Annotated in this window: 15 protein-coding genes and 1 pseudogene; 6 read left to right on the top strand and 10 right to left on the bottom strand. The window is 52.8% G+C overall.

Translation table 11 applies throughout. From position 1 onward, the window contains the following. Nucleotides 1-5: 5 nt before the first annotated feature. From ACX8ZY_RS16315 to ACX8ZY_RS16330, 4 genes are all read left to right on the top strand, one after another. Entirely contained in the window at nucleotides 6-890 is an 885-nt protein-coding gene (locus ACX8ZY_RS16315; protein ID WP_033770977.1) for a dihydrodipicolinate synthase family protein, read from the top strand. Between the two features lie 79 nt (nucleotides 891-969). Next, nucleotides 970-2,385, top strand: a complete 1,416-nt coding sequence (locus ACX8ZY_RS16320; protein WP_031292876.1) for a sodium:solute symporter family protein — start codon at nucleotides 970-972, stop codon at nucleotides 2,383-2,385. 1 nt (nucleotide 2,386) lies between these two features. Beyond that, nucleotides 2,387-3,583, top strand: a complete 1,197-nt coding sequence (locus ACX8ZY_RS16325) for a sialidase family protein (RefSeq protein WP_258992761.1) — start codon at nucleotides 2,387-2,389, stop codon at nucleotides 3,581-3,583. A gap of 8 nt (nucleotides 3,584-3,591) precedes the next feature. Next, entirely contained in the window at nucleotides 3,592-4,263 is a 672-nt protein-coding gene (locus ACX8ZY_RS16330; protein ID WP_199252825.1) for an SDR family NAD(P)-dependent oxidoreductase, read from the top strand. Between the two features lie 61 nt (nucleotides 4,264-4,324). Here the strand turns inward: ACX8ZY_RS16330 and yacL are convergent, their stop codons facing one another. The 4 genes from yacL to ACX8ZY_RS16350 form a co-directional block, all read right to left on the bottom strand. Continuing rightward, nucleotides 4,325-4,702 carry a protein YacL gene (gene yacL / locus ACX8ZY_RS16335; RefSeq protein ID WP_010253973.1) on the bottom strand — a complete coding sequence of 126 codons (378 nt, stop codon included), beginning with the start codon at nucleotides 4,700-4,702 and terminating at the stop codon, nucleotides 4,325-4,327. Nucleotides 4,703-4,892: 190 nt separating this feature from the next. Then, nucleotides 4,893-7,490: a bifunctional aconitate hydratase 2/2-methylisocitrate dehydratase gene (acnB, locus tag ACX8ZY_RS16340; RefSeq protein WP_158149552.1), complete on the bottom strand. Its 2,598-nt coding sequence runs from the start codon at nucleotides 7,488-7,490 to the stop codon at nucleotides 4,893-4,895. 425 nt (nucleotides 7,491-7,915) lie between these two features. Then, nucleotides 7,916-8,773: an MBL fold metallo-hydrolase gene (locus tag ACX8ZY_RS16345; RefSeq protein WP_158149553.1), complete on the bottom strand. Its 858-nt coding sequence runs from the start codon at nucleotides 8,771-8,773 to the stop codon at nucleotides 7,916-7,918. 86 nt (nucleotides 8,774-8,859) lie between these two features. Continuing rightward, nucleotides 8,860-9,369, bottom strand: a complete 510-nt coding sequence (locus ACX8ZY_RS16350; protein ID WP_039391324.1) for a phenolic acid decarboxylase — start codon at nucleotides 9,367-9,369, stop codon at nucleotides 8,860-8,862. Nucleotides 9,370-9,474: 105 nt separating this feature from the next. Between ACX8ZY_RS16350 and ACX8ZY_RS16355 the strand changes: the two genes are divergently transcribed. Further along, on the top strand, nucleotides 9,475-10,374 hold the full coding sequence (locus ACX8ZY_RS16355; protein WP_158149554.1) for a LysR family transcriptional regulator: 900 nt from the start codon (nucleotides 9,475-9,477) through the stop codon (nucleotides 10,372-10,374). Between the two features lie 20 nt (nucleotides 10,375-10,394). Here the strand turns inward: ACX8ZY_RS16355 and ACX8ZY_RS16360 are convergent, their stop codons facing one another. Beyond that, on the bottom strand, nucleotides 10,395-10,778 hold the full coding sequence (locus ACX8ZY_RS16360; RefSeq protein ID WP_115764296.1) for a hypothetical protein: 384 nt from the start codon (nucleotides 10,776-10,778) through the stop codon (nucleotides 10,395-10,397). Between the two features lie 185 nt (nucleotides 10,779-10,963). Between ACX8ZY_RS16360 and ACX8ZY_RS16365 the strand changes: the two genes are divergently transcribed. After that, nucleotides 10,964-12,286: a DUF4062 domain-containing protein gene (locus tag ACX8ZY_RS16365; RefSeq protein WP_179256891.1), complete on the top strand. Its 1,323-nt coding sequence runs from the start codon at nucleotides 10,964-10,966 to the stop codon at nucleotides 12,284-12,286. A 113-nt stretch (nucleotides 12,287-12,399) separates the two neighbouring features. Here ACX8ZY_RS16365 and ACX8ZY_RS16370 read toward each other — a convergent pair whose 3' ends face one another. The 5 genes and pseudogenes from ACX8ZY_RS16370 to lpdA all read right to left on the bottom strand — a co-directional run bounded on the left by ACX8ZY_RS16370 (nucleotide 12,400) and on the right by lpdA (nucleotide 15,975). Then, a complete protein-coding gene (locus ACX8ZY_RS16370; protein WP_425021096.1) occupies nucleotides 12,400-13,329 on the bottom strand; it encodes an Rpn family recombination-promoting nuclease/putative transposase in 930 nt (309 codons plus the stop codon). Nucleotides 13,330-13,565: 236 nt separating this feature from the next. Continuing rightward, nucleotides 13,566-13,655: pseudogene (locus tag ACX8ZY_RS16375) on the bottom strand (CRISPR-associated protein Cas1); the annotation flags it as partial. A gap of 81 nt (nucleotides 13,656-13,736) precedes the next feature. Continuing rightward, a complete protein-coding gene (locus ACX8ZY_RS16380) occupies nucleotides 13,737-14,162 on the bottom strand; it encodes a type II toxin-antitoxin system HicB family antitoxin (RefSeq protein WP_010253955.1) in 426 nt (141 codons plus the stop codon). Nucleotides 14,163-14,188: 26 nt separating this feature from the next. Then, on the bottom strand, nucleotides 14,189-14,368 hold the full coding sequence (locus ACX8ZY_RS16385) for a type II toxin-antitoxin system HicA family toxin (protein WP_191924198.1): 180 nt from the start codon (nucleotides 14,366-14,368) through the stop codon (nucleotides 14,189-14,191). Between the two features lie 182 nt (nucleotides 14,369-14,550). Further along, entirely contained in the window at nucleotides 14,551-15,975 is a 1,425-nt protein-coding gene (gene lpdA / locus ACX8ZY_RS16390; protein WP_010253950.1) for a dihydrolipoyl dehydrogenase, read from the bottom strand. Between the last annotated feature and the right edge of the window lie 133 nt (nucleotides 15,976-16,108).

The following is a 16,108-nucleotide window of genomic DNA, read 5'->3' on the forward strand; positions in this document are numbered from 1 at the left end:
TTGTCATGAATAAGAAAATAAACGGCGTACTGACCGCCATCGTCACCACTTTTGACCGGGAAGGTGCCTTTGATCCAGAAAGGCAGCGCGAACAGGTCAGACGCCAGATCAACGCTGGTAACGGCATCTTCTGCGGCGGAACCAACGGCGAATTCTTTGTGCTGAACGAGCAGGAGAAGATCGCGGTTACCACCACCTGCGTCGATGAAGTTAACGGCCGGGCATCGGTGGTGGCGCATATCGGGGAGATTTCGACCCGTGAAACTATCCGGCTCGGCAAACAGATTGCCCGCCTTGGCGTAGATGCTGTTTCCGCGATCACGCCGTGGTTTGTTCCGCTTAAGCAGCAGGAGCTGATCGACCACTATCAGCGCGTGGCTGATGCGCTTACGGTACCGCTGTTCCTCTACAACATCCCGGCGCGTACCGGCAATACTTTGCAGCCAGAGACCGTTCGTACGCTGGCCGCGCATCCGAACATCATCGGCATTAAAGATTCAGCAGGCAGCTATGAAAGTCTGAGCGGCTTTCTGCAGGCTACCGCCGACTGTCAGGACTTTGCTGTGCTGAACGGCCCGGATTCGCTGATCCACCAGGGTTTTGTGGATGGCTGCTCCGCCTCAATTTCCGGGCTGGCAAACGTGGCACCGGAGGCGATTAACGCCATCTGGGCGCGCTTCCATGCGGGCGATATTGCCGGTTCGCATCAGGCACAGGAGAACGTCACCGGCCTGCGCACCGCGCTTTACAGCATCGGTTTCTCACCGGCCGCCGTGAAAAAAGCGGTCAGCCTGCAGGGCTTTGAGGTGGGTGAAAGCCGCTATGCGGTGCAGTTCAGCGCCGAAGAGCAGCAGCAGATTCGCCAAATCGTGAACCACTACCTGCAATAACGTCCATCACCTTTGCACCCTACCGGTCAGATGAGAACGAACCTGATGGTCGCCATCTGCCAGAACAATCGAGGTCATGATGAAAGCATTTTCAACTGAGAGCACCTTACTGATCGTCGGCATGGTGGTCGCCTATATCCTGTTCACCACCTGGCTCACCTGGCGGCTGCGCAGTAAAACCAGCGGCGACTTTATGGAAGGCTCGCGCGCCATGCCTGCTTTTATCGTCGGCATTATGCTGATGTCTGAATATATCGGGGCAAAATCCACCATCGGCACCGCGCAGGCGGCCTTTGAAGATGGCTTCGCCGCCTCATGGTCGGTGATTGGTGCGGCAATTGGCTTCCCGCTGTTTGGCCTGATTCTGGTTAAGCGCATCTACAACACCGGAAAGATCACTATCTCCGGTGCTATCGCCGAGAAATATGGCAGTTCGACCAAAAATATTATCTCGCTGATCATGATCTATGCGCTGCTGCTGGTGAACGTCGGTAACTACATCAGCGGCGCGGCGGCAATCTCCACCGTACTCAAGATCGACCTGACCCAGGCGGCTTTTATCACTGCGGTGGTCAGCACCTTCTACTTTGCGTTTGGCGGCATGAAAGGCGTGGCCTGGGTCACGCTGCTGCACAGCGCCATCAAGTATATGGGGATCCTGATTATCCTCTATGTGGCGCTGAAAATGACCGGCGGCGTCGCCCCGATGATGGAGAAAATGCCGGCATTCTACTGGACATGGGATGGTCACGTCGGTGCCAGTACCATTGTGGCCTGGCTGATCGGGACCGTGGGTTCGATCTTCTGTACCCAGTTTGTGATTCAGGCGATCTCCTCCACCAAAGATGTGAAGTCAGCGAAGCGCGCCACCTGGGTCGCCTTCTTCTTCTGCCTGCCGATTGGTCTGGCGATGGCGCTGATTGGCGTGGCAGCGAAGTTTGCTCACCCGGATATCAAGAGCCTCTATGCGCTGCCGGTGTTTCTGCAGGATATGTCGCCGTGGCTGGCGGGCATTGTCACCACCTCGCTGGTGGCCTCGATTTTCGTCAGTGTCGGTACCGTGGCGCTGGCCATCGCCTCGCTGGTGGTGAAGGACTTTTACGTGCCTTATCGTAATCCTACGCCAGAGCGCGAATTTAAAATGACACGCTGGATCTCGATTGGCATCGGCTTCTTCCCGCTGCTGTTTGTTCTGTTCTTCCCGGAAGTGCTGAAGCTCTCGTTCTTTACCCGTGCGATTCGTCTGTCGATTACCGTTGTGGCGATCATGGCGTTCTACCTGCCGTGGTTTAAGAGCACACGCGGCGCCAATGCCGGTCTGATTGGCGCCTGCGTTGTCACTTCCGTCTGGTTCCTGATGGGTAACCCGTTTGGTATCGACAATATGTACGTGGCGCTGATCACCCCGGCAATTATTATGGTGATTGACCGCTGTATCCCGTCACGCCAGTCTCAGCCTCAATCGCAACACAATGCACAAAACAGTGGAGCCTAAAATGACTCAGGAAACCGTCACCGCAGAACGCACCGGCCTGCTTGCGCCTCACCCGCAGGATAGCGCGCAGCAGGTTGCGATGCTGCCCTCCTCCTGCCCGCAAAACCACGCGGCTAACCTGCTGCCGCTGCCCGATGGCGATCTGCTTTGCGTCTGGTTTGGCGGCACGCAGGAAGGGATTGCCGATATCTCTGTCTGGTGTTCACGGCTGCGAAAAGGCAGCGATCGCTGGAGTGAAGCACAAAAACTCTCTGACGATCCGGGCCGTTCAGAACAGAATCCGGTGCTGTTTCTCGATCCCGACCAGGTACTGTGGCTGCTGTGGACGGCGCAGAAATCGGGCAATCAGGACACCGCGATTGTTCGCTATCGCCAGTCTCACGATCTGGGCCAGAGCTGGGGGGAGATCAAAACGCTGCTGGATAAGCCTGGCACCTTTATTCGCCAGCCGATTGTGGTGCTGCCCAACGGTAACTGGTTGCTGCCGGTGTTTTACTGCCTGACGCAGCCTGGCGAAAAGTGGGTCGGCAGCTATGACGTGAGCGCGGTAAAAATCTCAGAAGATAAAGGCCAGAGCTGGCGCGACGTCAGCGTGCCTGACAGCACCGGCTGCGTCCATATGAACGTAACCCTGCTGGATGATGGCTCGCTGCTGGCGCTCTACCGCAGCCGCTGGGCCGACCACATCTATCAGAGCCGCTCACTTGATCAGGGTGAAAGCTGGAGCGCGCCACAGCCGTTGTCGCTGCCCAACAATAACTCCTCAATTCAGGTCACGACGCTGCGCAATGGTCATCTGGCGCTGGTGTTCAATGCCATGAGCGCCGAAGGTGCCAGCGAACGCCGGTTGTCGCTGTATGACGAAATTGAAGATGATGAAGAGGAAAGTGATGTTGCCGTCGCCGCTGAGCCGGTGATGCACAGTAGTCGCACCGCTTTCTGGGGTGCGCCACGTGCGCCGATGACGCTAGCTATCTCAACGGATGGCGGTAAAAGCTGGCCGCTGCAGCGCAATCTGGACGAGGGCGATGGCTACTGCATGACCAATAACTCCCAGCAGAAATTAAACCGTGAGTTCTCCTATCCCAGCATTAAACAGGGCCTGGATGGCGAACTGCATATCGCCTACACCTGGTATCGTCAGGCGATTAAGTATGTGCGGGTCGCGGAGTCATGGGTGAAGGGAGGTGATGCGTGATTGAACGGATGGCGCTGGTGACCGGGGCCAGCTCCGGTATCGGTCAGGCGATTGCTGACCGTTTACTCGATGAGGGCTGGCAGGTTATCGGCCTGAGCCGCTCGGCGATAAGCCGGGCAGAAGCGGGCTGGCAGAGTCATCAGATCGATATCAGCGACAGCGCGGCATTGCAGGCTTTACTGGACGCGCTACCGGTGCCGCAGGCGGTGATCCATGCAGCCGGTATGATGCAGGCCGCGCCGCTTGGGGAGCTGGATCTGAGAGCCAGTACACGCTTATGGCAACTGCACGTTGCCGCTGCTGAGCAGCTGGCGAATCATTTTGCACCGCGGATGCTTGTGGGCGGCAGAATTGTGCTGCTGGGCAGCCGGACATCAGGCGGTGCGGCGGGCCGCAGTCAGTATGTCGCCACCAAATCGGCGATGATCGGTATGGTGCGCAGCTGGGCGGCGGAACTCGCTCCGCGCGGCATTACCGCCAATATTGTGGCGCCAGGCGCCACCGAAACGCCGATGCTGCAACAGCCGGGCCGTGCCAGTTCACCGCCCCGTCTGCCTCCCATTGGCCGCTATATTCAGCCGCAGGAAGTGGCCGGGCTGGTCGATTTCCTGCTCTCCCCTGCGGCGGCGGCGATCACCGGCCAGCAGCTGGTAATGTGTGGCGGTGCATCGCTGAGTTAGTTAACAGGCCGGGCTGCTGAGTTCGCCCGGCCTTATAACCGTAAAAGATTGCCTTTCTGTATTACCGTACGGGTTTGCCGTACTGGTTCATAAACTGGCGATAAGCAGCGATCACCAGCTGAAAATCTTCAATGCCGCAGAACGAGAGGCTCTCTTCGTCGTAGTAGTTCATCCCCTCTTCCATACCGTCATCTTCCAGAGCCAGCAGGTTGGCGCGGATCATCACCTCCTCTTCATCCAGCAGAATGGTGTACTCGCTGCCGATCCGCTGCCACTGACGTACGCTGCCTTTGACATCTTCAATGGCGGCTTCAACTTCATCCAGCAATCCCGGATCGTTTTTGACCTCTTCGTTGAACCAGTGGCCGACCGCTTCATGATCCATCGACATGCGAACCTTAATCTGTCCGGTCACATCGCGTAAAAATTCATATTCCATCGCCCGTTCCTCTCAACGTCGTCGTCTCACCTGGTAAGTGTCCGTGCTGCTCTCGCGGCAAAGTGTGACACGTCGCGCATTATTACAGGCTGTCTGCCGAAAGCCAGCTTTTGATCGTCTCTCTACCCCATGCTGAGACGAAAAAAAGGGGCGAATCATCGCCCCTTATTCATGCCTGCAAGGTGAAGAATCAGACCGCGGTCTGGAAAATCACACCATCAGCTTTGTCGGTGTACTGCGTCAGCTGGTCGAAGTTGAGATAGCGATACGTGTCGCTGGCCGTTTTATCGACCTGCGCCATGAATTGCTGATACTCATCCGGCGTTGGCAGTTTGCCAAGCAGAGACGCGACCGCAGCCAGCTCCGCTGACGCCAGGTAGACGTTAGCGCCGTTACCCAGACGGTTCGGGAAGTTACGGGTCGAGGTAGAGACCACCGTCGAACCATCTGCAACACGTGCCTGGTTACCCATGCAGAGTGAACAGCCCGGGATCTCGATACGCGCACCGCTTTTGCCGAATACGCTGTAGTAGCCTTCTTCGGTCAGCTGTGCCGCATCCATCTTGGTTGGCGGTGCCACCCACAGACGGGTTGGCAGCTGGCCTTTGTGGCTATCCAGCAGTTTACCCGCAGCACGGAAGTGACCAATGTTGGTCATGCATGAGCCGATAAACACTTCGTCGATCTTCTCACCCTGAACGTCAGAGAGCAGACGTGCATCGTCCGGATCGTTTGGCGCACAGAGGATTGGCTCTTTGATTTCAGCCAGATCGATTTCGATCACGGCGGCATATTCAGCATCGGCATCCGGCTCAAGCAACTGAGGATCGGCCAGCCATTTCTCCATACCTTCAATGCGACGCTCCAGCGTACGACGATCGCCGTAGCCTTCTGCGATCATCCACTTCAGCAGCACGATGTTAGAGCTGAGGTATTCGATAATCGGCGCTTTATCCAGCTTGATAGTACAGCCCGCAGCGGAACGTTCTGCTGACGCATCGGACAGCTCAAACGCCTGCTCGACTTTCAGATCCGGCAGACCTTCAATCTCCAGGATGCGACCAGAGAAGATGTTTTTCTTACCTTTCTTCTCAACGGTCAGCAGACCCTGTTTGATGGCATATAGCGGAATGGCGTGAACCAGATCGCGCAGGGTAATGCCTGGCTCCATCTTACCTTTGAAGCGCACCAGAACCGATTCCGGCATGTCGAGCGGCATTACGCCAGTCGCGGCGGCAAACGCCACCAGGCCTGAACCCGCCGGGAAAGAGATGCCGATAGGGAAACGGGTGTGCGAGTCACCACCGGTACCGACGGTATCCGGCAGCAGCATACGGTTCAGCCAGCTGTGGATAATGCCGTCACCCGGACGCAGTGACACACCACCGCGGTTCATGATGAAGTCTGGCAGCGTATGGTGCGTGCTCACATCCACCGGCTTCGGATACGCGGCGGTGTGGCAGAACGACTGCATCACCAGATCGGTAGAGAAGCCCAGGCAAGCCAGATCTTTCAGCTCGTCACGGGTCATCGGGCCGGTGGTATCCTGCGAGCCAACCGAGGTCATTTTAGGTTCGCAATAGGCACCCGGACGAACGCCGGTTACGCCACAGGCGCGGCCAACCATTTTCTGCGCCAGCGAGAAACCACGGGTGCTCTCCGCGACATCTTTCGCCTGACGGAATACGGTGCTGTGCGGCAGACCCAGCGACTCGCGCGCTTTGGTGGTCAGACCGCGACCGATGATCAGTGGAATACGGCCACCGGCGCGCACTTCGTCAATCACTACTTCGGTTTTGAGCTCGAAGCTGGCCAGCAGCTCATTGGTTTCGTGGTTGCGGACTTCGCCTTTGAATGGATAGATGTCGATCACTTCGCCCATGTTCAGGTTATTTACGTCCACTTCAATGGGCAGTGCGCCCGCATCTTCCATGGTGTTGAAGAAGATGGGTGCAATTTTGCTGCCCAGCACCACGCCGCCGCCTTTTTTATTTGGCACGTTCGGGATGTCGTCGCCCATAAACCACAGCACCGAGTTGGTGGCGGATTTACGTGAAGAACCGGTTCCGACAACATCACCGACATACGCCAGCGGGAAGCCTTTGGTCTTCAAAGCTTCGATCTGTTTAATAGGGCCGATATTGCCCGCTTCATCAGGCTCAATGCCTTCACGGGCATTTTTCAGCATCGCCAGGGCGTGCAGAGGAATGTCTGGACGTGACCAGGCATCCTGGGCCGGAGAGAGATCGTCGGTGTTGGTTTCGCCAGTGACTTTAAACACGGTAACCGTGATCTTCTCTGCCAGTTCAGGCCGTGACAGATACCATTCCGCATCTGCCCAGGATTGCATCACCTGCTTCGCGTATTCATTACCCGCTTTCGCTTTCTCTTCGACATCATAGAAGTTGTCGAACATCAGCAGCGTGTGTGAAAGGGCTTTCGCGGCAATCGGAGCCAGTTTGCTATTGTCCAGCGCCTCAATCAGCGGATGAATATTGTAACCGCCCTGCATGGTGCCAAGCAGTTCAACCGCTTTTTCAGAAGATATCAGAGGAGAGGTTGCTTCGCCTTTGGCGACAGCCGCCAGGAAACCAGCTTTGACATACGCCGCTTCATCGACGCCAGGTGGGACGCGGTTGACCAATAAATCGATCAAAAATTCTTCTTCACCCGCAGGTGGATTTTTTAGCAGTTCAACCAGCGCGGCCATTTGGGAAGCCTCTAAAGGCTTAGGTACAATTCCCTGGGCAGCACGCTCGGCAACGTGCTTACGGTATTCTTCTAGCACGACGTTATCCTCGCTCTCATTATGTAGGGCTTTCCGACCACCTTGCTCACTTATGGAGAACAATCTTCCCTTTCTCGTCCAGGTTGAGGTGCCCGGTTTCGCGGAGGGCAGAATAGCAGTATTTCGTCTGTTTGTTAATCTGTTTACAAAAATACAACATAATCCACTACGGCCATTCTGCCCGCTTCACTTCCCGCATCAGCCAGCTGAGTCGGCTGAATGGGTCTCTCTGCAGCGTACCGCATTCCACACAAATGGCTGCAGGTTTATGTCAGTTTTGCCGTGGCTTTAGCGAAGTGATTCAAGGAAATAGATAACTGGCAGGAATAGAAGCCGGCGTGTTTATGGGATACAGCGGAGGTGAGCTCAGAAGGATAACAACACCAGGCCGGAAATCAGCCTGGTCTGTTTTGCGCTTAAGAGGATTACAGCGTCGTTTTCATTTCCCGCAGGGATTCCGGCCAGTCACCCGGCCAGACGTAGTGATCTTTCAGAATCCGGGCGCTGTAGTCGAGACAGATTTTCACTGGCAGGTTGGGATAAATTCGCTCCATCTCCTGCACCAGCTCTTCGCTGTTGTTGACCTTATGCAGCGTCTTAATGAAATCTTTGATATAGGTGCGGGTAAAGCCTATCGCCGACGGGCTAAGGGTTGGCGTGGTTCGCGAGTGCCCGGGGATCAGCACTTTCGGCTCCAGCGCTTCGAGCGTATCCAGACTTTCCATCCATTTCGCCATACGCTCCGGCGTACGCATATCGGCAATCCAGACGTGTGCGTCAGCGAAGACCACATCTGAGGCAATCAGCGTTTTAGTCGAGGGGATCCAGAGCGGTGTAACCCGGATACAATCACCGCTGAGATCGCTCAGAATTTTAATCTGCTGCCCTTCCAGCCAGATTGTGTCCTCCTCCAGTTCAGTAATCGGAAAGGTAGTGCGGGCACCATTCTCTTTTAATACCTGCTTACCCCAGTAATCAATTTTGAAGTCGAAGGCATCATTAACGTCTTCGGCGACCTGCTTATAAGAGAAAATTTCGGCATCCGGAAAGACGGATTTAATCACTTCAAGACCCAGAAAATGATCGGGGTGCAGATGCGTAATAAAAATGCGTTTCAGGTCGAGACCAGTTTCGATAATTTCAGCGACTAACCGATGCGCATTCGCCAGCGTAAACTGGGCATCAACTAACATCGCCTCTTTCTCGCCCATGATGAGGGTGGAACTGACACCGAAACCGTCGTGCTGGTCACTACTGATAAAAACCTTCGTCGATAAATCCATTTTTCGTCCTCGCAAGTTACACGTCAGAAGCTACAAGACAGAAACTGCTATTCAGAAGAGGTCGTCATGACCTCTTCTGTGCATGCTTAATTTTTCAGATTGTCCGGAAAATTGGCGGGCAGCTGGTCTGGCGGACAGTCGATCACGCTTTCGTTATTTTCACCCACATCGCGGATTACGGTCAGCGTCGCGAACTCATCAATCACTTCGGTTGGATAAGCCGGTCCCGCTTCGCGGAATTTTGCCATCTCTTCCAGATGATCATTCTGGAAGCAGACGGTTTTTTCCGGGTTGTTCATTACCCAGCGAGGGAAGAAGATGGTGCCGTGGAAAATTTTATCAGCCAGATTAACGGCCAGGCTGACATCGGTACCTGTTGGTTCAGTCCAGGAAACTTTATAGACATCCTGCGCCAGACGAACGACATAGACATGCTGATTTTTAACCCAGCGATTACCGACCATACCGCTGTGAATGCGATAGTCGATGGTGCTGGCATTTTTAATGTAGAGCTCGTAATTCCAGCCGTTGTCATAGGTGTAAACCAGATGTTTGCCGACGATGCCAGACAGGTCATGTTTATCGAAAGTGCTCATGGTTAATTCCTCATTTGTTTTCCTTGAGGAGATTATTGCGCGTTACAAAACCGATTAATAACGCTATTTTTAGCACTAAATCATTTAATTTTTAGATGAGTTATCATGTACAAGACAACACTAGAACAGTGGTATCTGCTTGATGCAGTAGTGAATGAGGGGAGTTTTGCGCTGGCAGCGGAGAAGAACAATCGCAGCCAGTCCTCACTGAGTTATCAACTGAGCCTGTTACAGCAGCGGCTGGGTTTGACTCTGCTACAGCAGGAGGGCCGCCGCGCTGTCCTGAGTGCAGAGGGACATCAGTTGCTCGCGCAGGTGCGTCCGCTGCTGGAGGGATTCGGCGCGCTTGAGGCGCAGGCCAGTGCACTGCAACGCGGCGAGCGTTCGCGCATCGATCTGATGGTCGATGCGACGCTGCCCAAACCCTTGCTGTTCGATGTGCTTCAGACCTTTCAGCAACGCTATCCGCATGTCCGCATCTGGTTCAGCGAAATCGTCCGAAGCGAGACGCCGGACAGACTGGCGGAGCATCAGGCTGATCTCTGGCTGGTGGCGCAATATGGCGACACGCCTTTAGCAGGCGAAAGCCTGATGAGTGTCGATTTCGTCGCCGTCGCCCATCGCGACCACCCGCTGCACCGCGAATCCGCCCCGCTTAATGCTGCTACGCTGGCACGCTGGCCCTGCATTACCATTCTGGATCGTCAGCAACAGCAGCAGTCAGAGGTCAATGGCGATCAGGCGGAGAACTGGTCATTCACGACGCTGTCGGCAGCCATTGAAGCGGTCCAGCATCAGTTAGGTTATGGCTGGCTGCCGGAACAGAATATTGCCGCGCTCTTAGAGAGCGGTGAGCTCCGTCCCCTGCCGCTGCTTCAGGGCCGCCGACGCAATAGTTCGCTGGTGATGTATATCAATGAAGAGAGACTGCCCGGCAACAGCGCCATTGCTGCACTGGCACAGATGTTTATTGAACGGGTGGCTGCATGGGAGATGCGTGGTTAGATGAAGGAGTAGCTTGCTGCCTAATCTTCTGAGAATTCGACTGCCACAGTGCCACAGTCCAGCATCCCATATTGTGTTTTATCGGGTTTACTGGAAACAGTGAAAGGGATAAGCCAGACCTTAGCCGGCCCCTGAATTTTAGCATCCATGAAGGTTATGCCCTGCTGATCTGCAGCCCTCTTCGCTTCCTCCCAGGAACGCCACCTATCCTGATGTTTCAGCCATGCCTGTAAAACTTTTTCCTTAGCCTGTTCGTTACTGTAGTGCAGGCACTTATCCAGATTTTTAGTATCGTAAAACTGCCTGCCCGTTTTTAAGTAGGCCAAAGCCCAAATGCCGACAACCAGCAGACAAATGACGACAGCTAAAACTATCACCGCGGCTTTAACCCGTTTCCTGTTCATTCTGACCCATTTCCTTCAGCAACTTAATCAAAACAGAATTACGATAATGATAAATTTTATCATTTGTAGATTAATGGTTCTTGTGTAAAGGATTTTCTGAAAATGCCAATCTTTTATGCAGATGATAATATATTCCGTATTCCCCACCCTGCCGGATAGTGTCAGTGGATCATATAGGAGTAAAGATGGCTAGAGACGTGCGTTACCAAATTTTTGTCAGTTCAACTTATGACGATCTTTACCCGGTACGTAGAAAGGTTACTGAACATATTCTTAGTATGAATCATATACCCGCCGGCATGGAAATGTTCAGTGCCAGTGGGCGGCAGCAATGGAATACCATACAGAAAGCTATCGACAATAGTGACTACTATGTTCTGATTGTTGGTGAACGCTACGGCAGCATTTCTGAGGAGGATGGGATCAGCTATACCGAAAAAGAATTTAATTACGCTGTATCAAAAAAGATTCCAACTTTATGTTTTCTTCCTGGTAGGAATTTTTCTACAAGTCGTGAACATCGTGAAACGAGCCCTGTATTTACCGAGAAACTTGAAGCATTCAAACATAAAGTCAAACTTCAGTTGTGCGATTTCTGGGAAAGTCCTGATGAGCTGGTGAGTAAGGTTTCTGCTGCGCTTTACAAAATATTTACTGAAGAGCCAGGAACGGGATGGATACGGGGTAATTCAGCTGATCCCGAAGCATTAACGAAGCTTGTTCACGTAATGGAAGAGAATAATCAGCTCAGAAAAAACATTCAGCGCTTGGAAGAACTGAACAAAAAAGAGTCACCCTTACTGTCTCTGCTCATTAACGGCCACGAGATAGGCTCAGATCCATTAGTAATTGACTTACCAGAGCCAGAAGAGCTGGTCACCTATACGCCTGATATACATATAGATGAGATTCCTTTATTTCTTAAAGGAAGGATAAGTGCTCAGGAACTGCAAGAATTTAACGCTTCGAAGCCCACCGCGGAGCAGGTTGATGAGCATAATGAAAAACTGCGATTTTACTATGCAGGACTAAATGGAAAGATGGAGTTTTCCATAAAGAATGCTTCTGCTGTGAAAGCGAATAATGTATCTGTCCGGATTGTGTTACCACCTGGCATCAGGTTGATGTCTGAGTACGAATTCGAAAAGCTTGAAAAGCCTTATCTGAAAGTTCCTGTCAATATAATTGAAGCTAAAAGGACTGCAAACCTGACTATGCCCAGGTTGAGTGATTTTGGAATCCTCTCCGATTTGCGCAACCTTTCGGTAAGCCAGCCGCGGATGTTTAGCGCTCTCCAATTGAATGCCCCGTCCTCAGAACTGTGGATAGCAAAAGATGGTTCAATATCCGGACGAAAGCATTCAGTACGGCAAGCTACAACCGAAAGGCTCATATCCAATATCTATGTGATACCTGAGAGACCCGGTAATTTTGTCATAACAGTCGAATTGCTTTGTGATGAGTTTCGGGAATGGCAGAAAAGCACGCTCGAACTTATAGTCAGTTAACCCGGGAGACTGCTTCAGCGCACTGTCTGATGAGCAGCGCCTGCGTTCCATTAAATTTGTTAAGCCCTGTAGTGCAGGGCTTTACGTTGCCGAGCCGTTTTCTGACAGCAAAATCAGTGACGGATCTGTGAAAGTTCATCTTCTGAGAGACCGGTCATTTTCATGACAGTGTTACGGTCAATGCCGTTCTGCAGCATAGTGCGGGCAACCTCGAGTTTGCCTTCATTTCGGCCTTTCTCGATTCCACGCTGTTCACCAAGCTGAATACCTTTCTCGATGCCCTTCTGCTCCAGCTGCTGTGCGATGGTCATAAGTGCGTCTCCGTGTTGCGGCACACGCTGTGCCAGTTCGCGCACGAAGGCTTCGGAGTCAGCCGACTCGCCTGCCTGCAGTAAATAGTGTATCAGCGCTGTTACCTGGGGTGAAGAAAGATAATCGGCCATCAGTAACGTGGCCAGCCGATCGGTAAGAGTCGCAATGTCACGCTGATGTATGTGCTTCTGTAACAGCGTCAGCGCCGCCATGCTGCGGTGCTCCATGATTTCCTCATCCGGGATCACCGTGACATCCACCAGTGGAAAGGTACTGCCATAGAGGTTTTCCGCCAGCGAAGGGTCTTCAAATTCGTCGAGCCAGCGTGTTGAATACGGATAAGGGCTGCGTTTGCCGGTATAGAACAGTACCGGTATAACCAGCGGCAGCTGCTTATGGCCCGCTTCAAGGTGGCGGTGCATAGCCGCCACAGCGTATCGCATCAGCCTGAATGCCATATGCCTGTCCGGCGTAGACTGATGCTCAACCAGGACGTGTATGTACCCATCCCCGTTACTGGTCTTCAGGCTGTAGAGGATATCGCTGAAATACTGGCGAAGATCGTCTTCAACGAACGAACCGGATTCAAGTTTCAGGGTGCTGAGGTCGCATATAGCGCGCAGTTCGGCGGGCAGATGCAGTTCCATGAAGTCGCGGGCAATGTCCGGCTGTGAGAGAAACTGCCGGAAAGTGGCATCGTGAGGTGTGGGAGTGCTGTTCTTTTTTTTCATCGGGCCTGACTCTGATATTCACATTCGTAGGGGATTACAGGCCAGATGTCTGGCCACCTCCATCATCAATGCGGTTTATCCCCGCTAGCGCGGGGAACACTCTTAATGTATGTGGCTGTAAAATATGATGATTTTACCCTCATAAAAAAATCACCACTAAATTCACGTATTTAAAGATCAGTAACTCACTGATTTGTAAGAGTCAGGAAGAGAATCAGCTGCAGTCCATCCAGATTCACCGGAATATGCATTCTTACGCCGGTTTTATCAATCTGGATAAAAGCATCATCAAAGACATCAACCTGACCATACGTGAGAAAGATCATGGCAACGGCTTAAGGGGTAAAAACTCATAAACGGTGCCTTTTGATTCCTCTGCCACCAATAAATTTAGCTATCACGCGGACTTACTTTTGAGGCCTGTTAATCGGAGCAGTAATACGCTCAAGCGCTACCTGAGCCAGAAAGCCCGAGCGACTTTTGTATTCGGGGTGTGAAGCCACACAACGATCAATCCGATCAATTAACGACCTGGGTAAAGTGACATTGATTTTTTCAGAGCCGCCCAGCAAACGAATGACATCTACATCAACCAATGCCCAGATATAACCCTGATAGTCAGGATTCGTGGCCAGAGTCTCAATGGTGGACACGGCAGGGATCTCATGACCGAGCTCTACACATAATTCGATATGCCCTGTGATAGCCTCTTTGGCGTTTTTAATGGCTTCATCAAGAGTATCCCCGGCAGAGAAACACCCTGGTAAATCGGGAACGATTACGCCGTATGCGTGTTCGTGATCACCCGCTTCAATCGCGATTGGATAAAACATATTTATACCTCTACGGGCAAGCGGGATTAAATTCTCGCTTGTTTCCTGATGCTCTTTACCGTACCGATCGGTAAGTCTTTTTTAGGATGGGGTACTGTAACCAGCCCCGGTTTTGTCGGATGTGTGAAATGGTGATGGCTACCGTCTATCCCTGTCAGAACCCAGCCATCAGCCTTCATTTCGGAAATTAACGTGCTGCTATCCATCCCTGTGTCCTGTCGCGTCCCGATGAAAGCACGATAACTCTAATAACTCTCACAGGCAACGTTTTCAGGGTTATTGGGGTTACCTTTAGTCTTAACCCAAATCGATTCTTGCCATACAGCACCAGAATCCAGGCGAAAAAAAAGCCCCCATAACGGGAGCTTTCTTCTTTAGTAGCAGAAACTTATTTCTTCTTCGCTTTCGCGTTAGGCAGATCGGTGATGCTGCCTTCGAAGATTTCTGCCGCCAGACCGACTGACTCATGCAGGGTCGGGTGAGCGTGGATGGTCAGCGCAATATCTTCCGCATCACAACCCATCTCAATCGCCAGACCGATTTCGCCTAACAGCTCGCCGCCGTTAGTACCGACAATCGCGCCACCAATAATCCGGTGCGTCTCTTTGTCGAAAATCAGTTTGGTCATACCGTCTGCACAATCAGAAGCGATAGCACGGCCTGAGGCTGCCCACGGGAAGGTGGAGGTCTCGTAGCTGATGCCCTTCTCTTTCGCTTCTTTCTCGGTCAGACCGACCCAGGCAACTTCTGGCTCAGTATAGGCAATTGAAGGGATCACTTTCGGATCGAAGTAGTGCTTCAGACCAGAGATCACTTCTGCCGCCACGTGGCCTTCGTGCACGCCTTTGTGCGCCAGCATTGGCTGACCGACGATGTCGCCGATAGCATAGATGTGTGGCACGTTGGTGCGCATCTGCTTGTCGACGCGAATGAAGCCGCGATCGTCCACTTCCACGCCCGCTTTACCGGCATCCAGACCTTTACCGTTCGGCACACGGCCGATCGCCACCAGCACTGCGTCGTAACGCTGCGCTTCGCCTGGTGCTTTTTTACCTTCCATTGAAACGTAAATGCCATCGTCTTTTGCTTCAACGGCGGTCACTTTGGTTTCCAGCATCAGGTTAAATTTCTTGCTGATTTTCTTGGTAAAGACTTTCACCACGTCTTTATCCGCAGCCGGGATAACCTGGTCGAACATCTCAACCACATCAATCTCTGAACCCAGCGCATGATAAACCGTCGCCATTTCCAGACCGATGATGCCGCCGCCCATGACCAGCAAGCGCTTCGGCACTTCTTTCAGTTCCAGCGCATCGGTAGAGTCCCAGACGCGTGGATCTTCATGTGGAATGAATGGCAGTTCGATTGGACGTGAACCCGCAGCGATAATGGCATTATCGAAGTTGATGGTGGTCGCGCCGCCTTCTCCTTCAACCACCAGGGTGTTAGCACCGGTGAATTTGCCAAGGCCGTTAACCACGGTGACTTTACGACCTTTTGCCATTCCTGACAGGCCGCCAGTCAACTGGTTGATAACCTTCTCTTTCCAGCTGCGAATCTTGTTGATATCAGTAGATGGCTGGCCAAACACAATGCCGTGCTCTTCAAGGGCTTTCGCCTCTTCAATCACTTTAGCAACGTGCAGCAGCGCTTTAGATGGGATACAACCGACGTTCAGACAAACACCACCCAAGGTGCTGTAACGCTCTACCAGTACGGTTTCCAGACCTAAATCCGCACAACGGAAGGCTGCAGAGTAACCTGCAGGACCTGCCCCAAGTACTACGACCTGGGTTTTAATCTCTGTACTCATCATGACCTCTTAATTGATATCCGGCGGGTCAGACTTTCTTATAATGCCCTTGTTCCACCGGGACTTTCACCGCAAGAGTTTACAGAATTGTTAACAAACTGCCAACCGCGGCGCGACGAATCGTTACAGGAAG

The organism is Pantoea sp. XAF26B01_ASV70, assembly GCF_054512635.1.

Bases quoted from the DNA above. Each gene is read 5' to 3' on its own strand.
- ACX8ZY_RS16315 (WP_033770977.1), top strand. From the start codon at position 6: ATGAATAAGAAAATAAACGGCGTACTGACCGCCATCGTCACCACTTTT.
- ACX8ZY_RS16320 (WP_031292876.1), top strand. From the start codon at position 970: ATGAAAGCATTTTCAACTGAGAGCACCTTACTGATCGTCGGCATGGTG.
- ACX8ZY_RS16325 (WP_258992761.1), top strand. From the start codon at position 2,387: ATGACTCAGGAAACCGTCACCGCAGAACGCACCGGCCTGCTTGCGCCT.
- ACX8ZY_RS16330 (WP_199252825.1), top strand. From the start codon at position 3,592: ATGGCGCTGGTGACCGGGGCCAGCTCCGGTATCGGTCAGGCGATTGCT.
- yacL (WP_010253973.1), bottom strand. From the start codon at position 4,702: ATGGAATATGAATTTTTACGCGATGTGACCGGACAGATTAAGGTTCGC.
- ACX8ZY_RS16345 (WP_158149553.1), bottom strand. From the start codon at position 8,773: ATGGATTTATCGACGAAGGTTTTTATCAGTAGTGACCAGCACGACGGT.
- ACX8ZY_RS16350 (WP_039391324.1), bottom strand. From the start codon at position 9,369: ATGAGCACTTTCGATAAACATGACCTGTCTGGCATCGTCGGCAAACAT.
- ACX8ZY_RS16355 (WP_158149554.1), top strand. From the start codon at position 9,475: ATGTACAAGACAACACTAGAACAGTGGTATCTGCTTGATGCAGTAGTG.
- ACX8ZY_RS16360 (WP_115764296.1), bottom strand. From the start codon at position 10,778: ATGAACAGGAAACGGGTTAAAGCCGCGGTGATAGTTTTAGCTGTCGTC.
- ACX8ZY_RS16365 (WP_179256891.1), top strand. From the start codon at position 10,964: ATGGCTAGAGACGTGCGTTACCAAATTTTTGTCAGTTCAACTTATGAC.
- ACX8ZY_RS16370 (WP_425021096.1), bottom strand. From the start codon at position 13,329: ATGAAAAAAAAGAACAGCACTCCCACACCTCACGATGCCACTTTCCGG.
- ACX8ZY_RS16380 (WP_010253955.1), bottom strand. From the start codon at position 14,162: ATGTTTTATCCAATCGCGATTGAAGCGGGTGATCACGAACACGCATAC.
- ACX8ZY_RS16385 (WP_191924198.1), bottom strand. From the start codon at position 14,368: ATGGATAGCAGCACGTTAATTTCCGAAATGAAGGCTGATGGCTGGGTT.
- lpdA (WP_010253950.1), bottom strand. From the start codon at position 15,975: ATGAGTACAGAGATTAAAACCCAGGTCGTAGTACTTGGGGCAGGTCCT.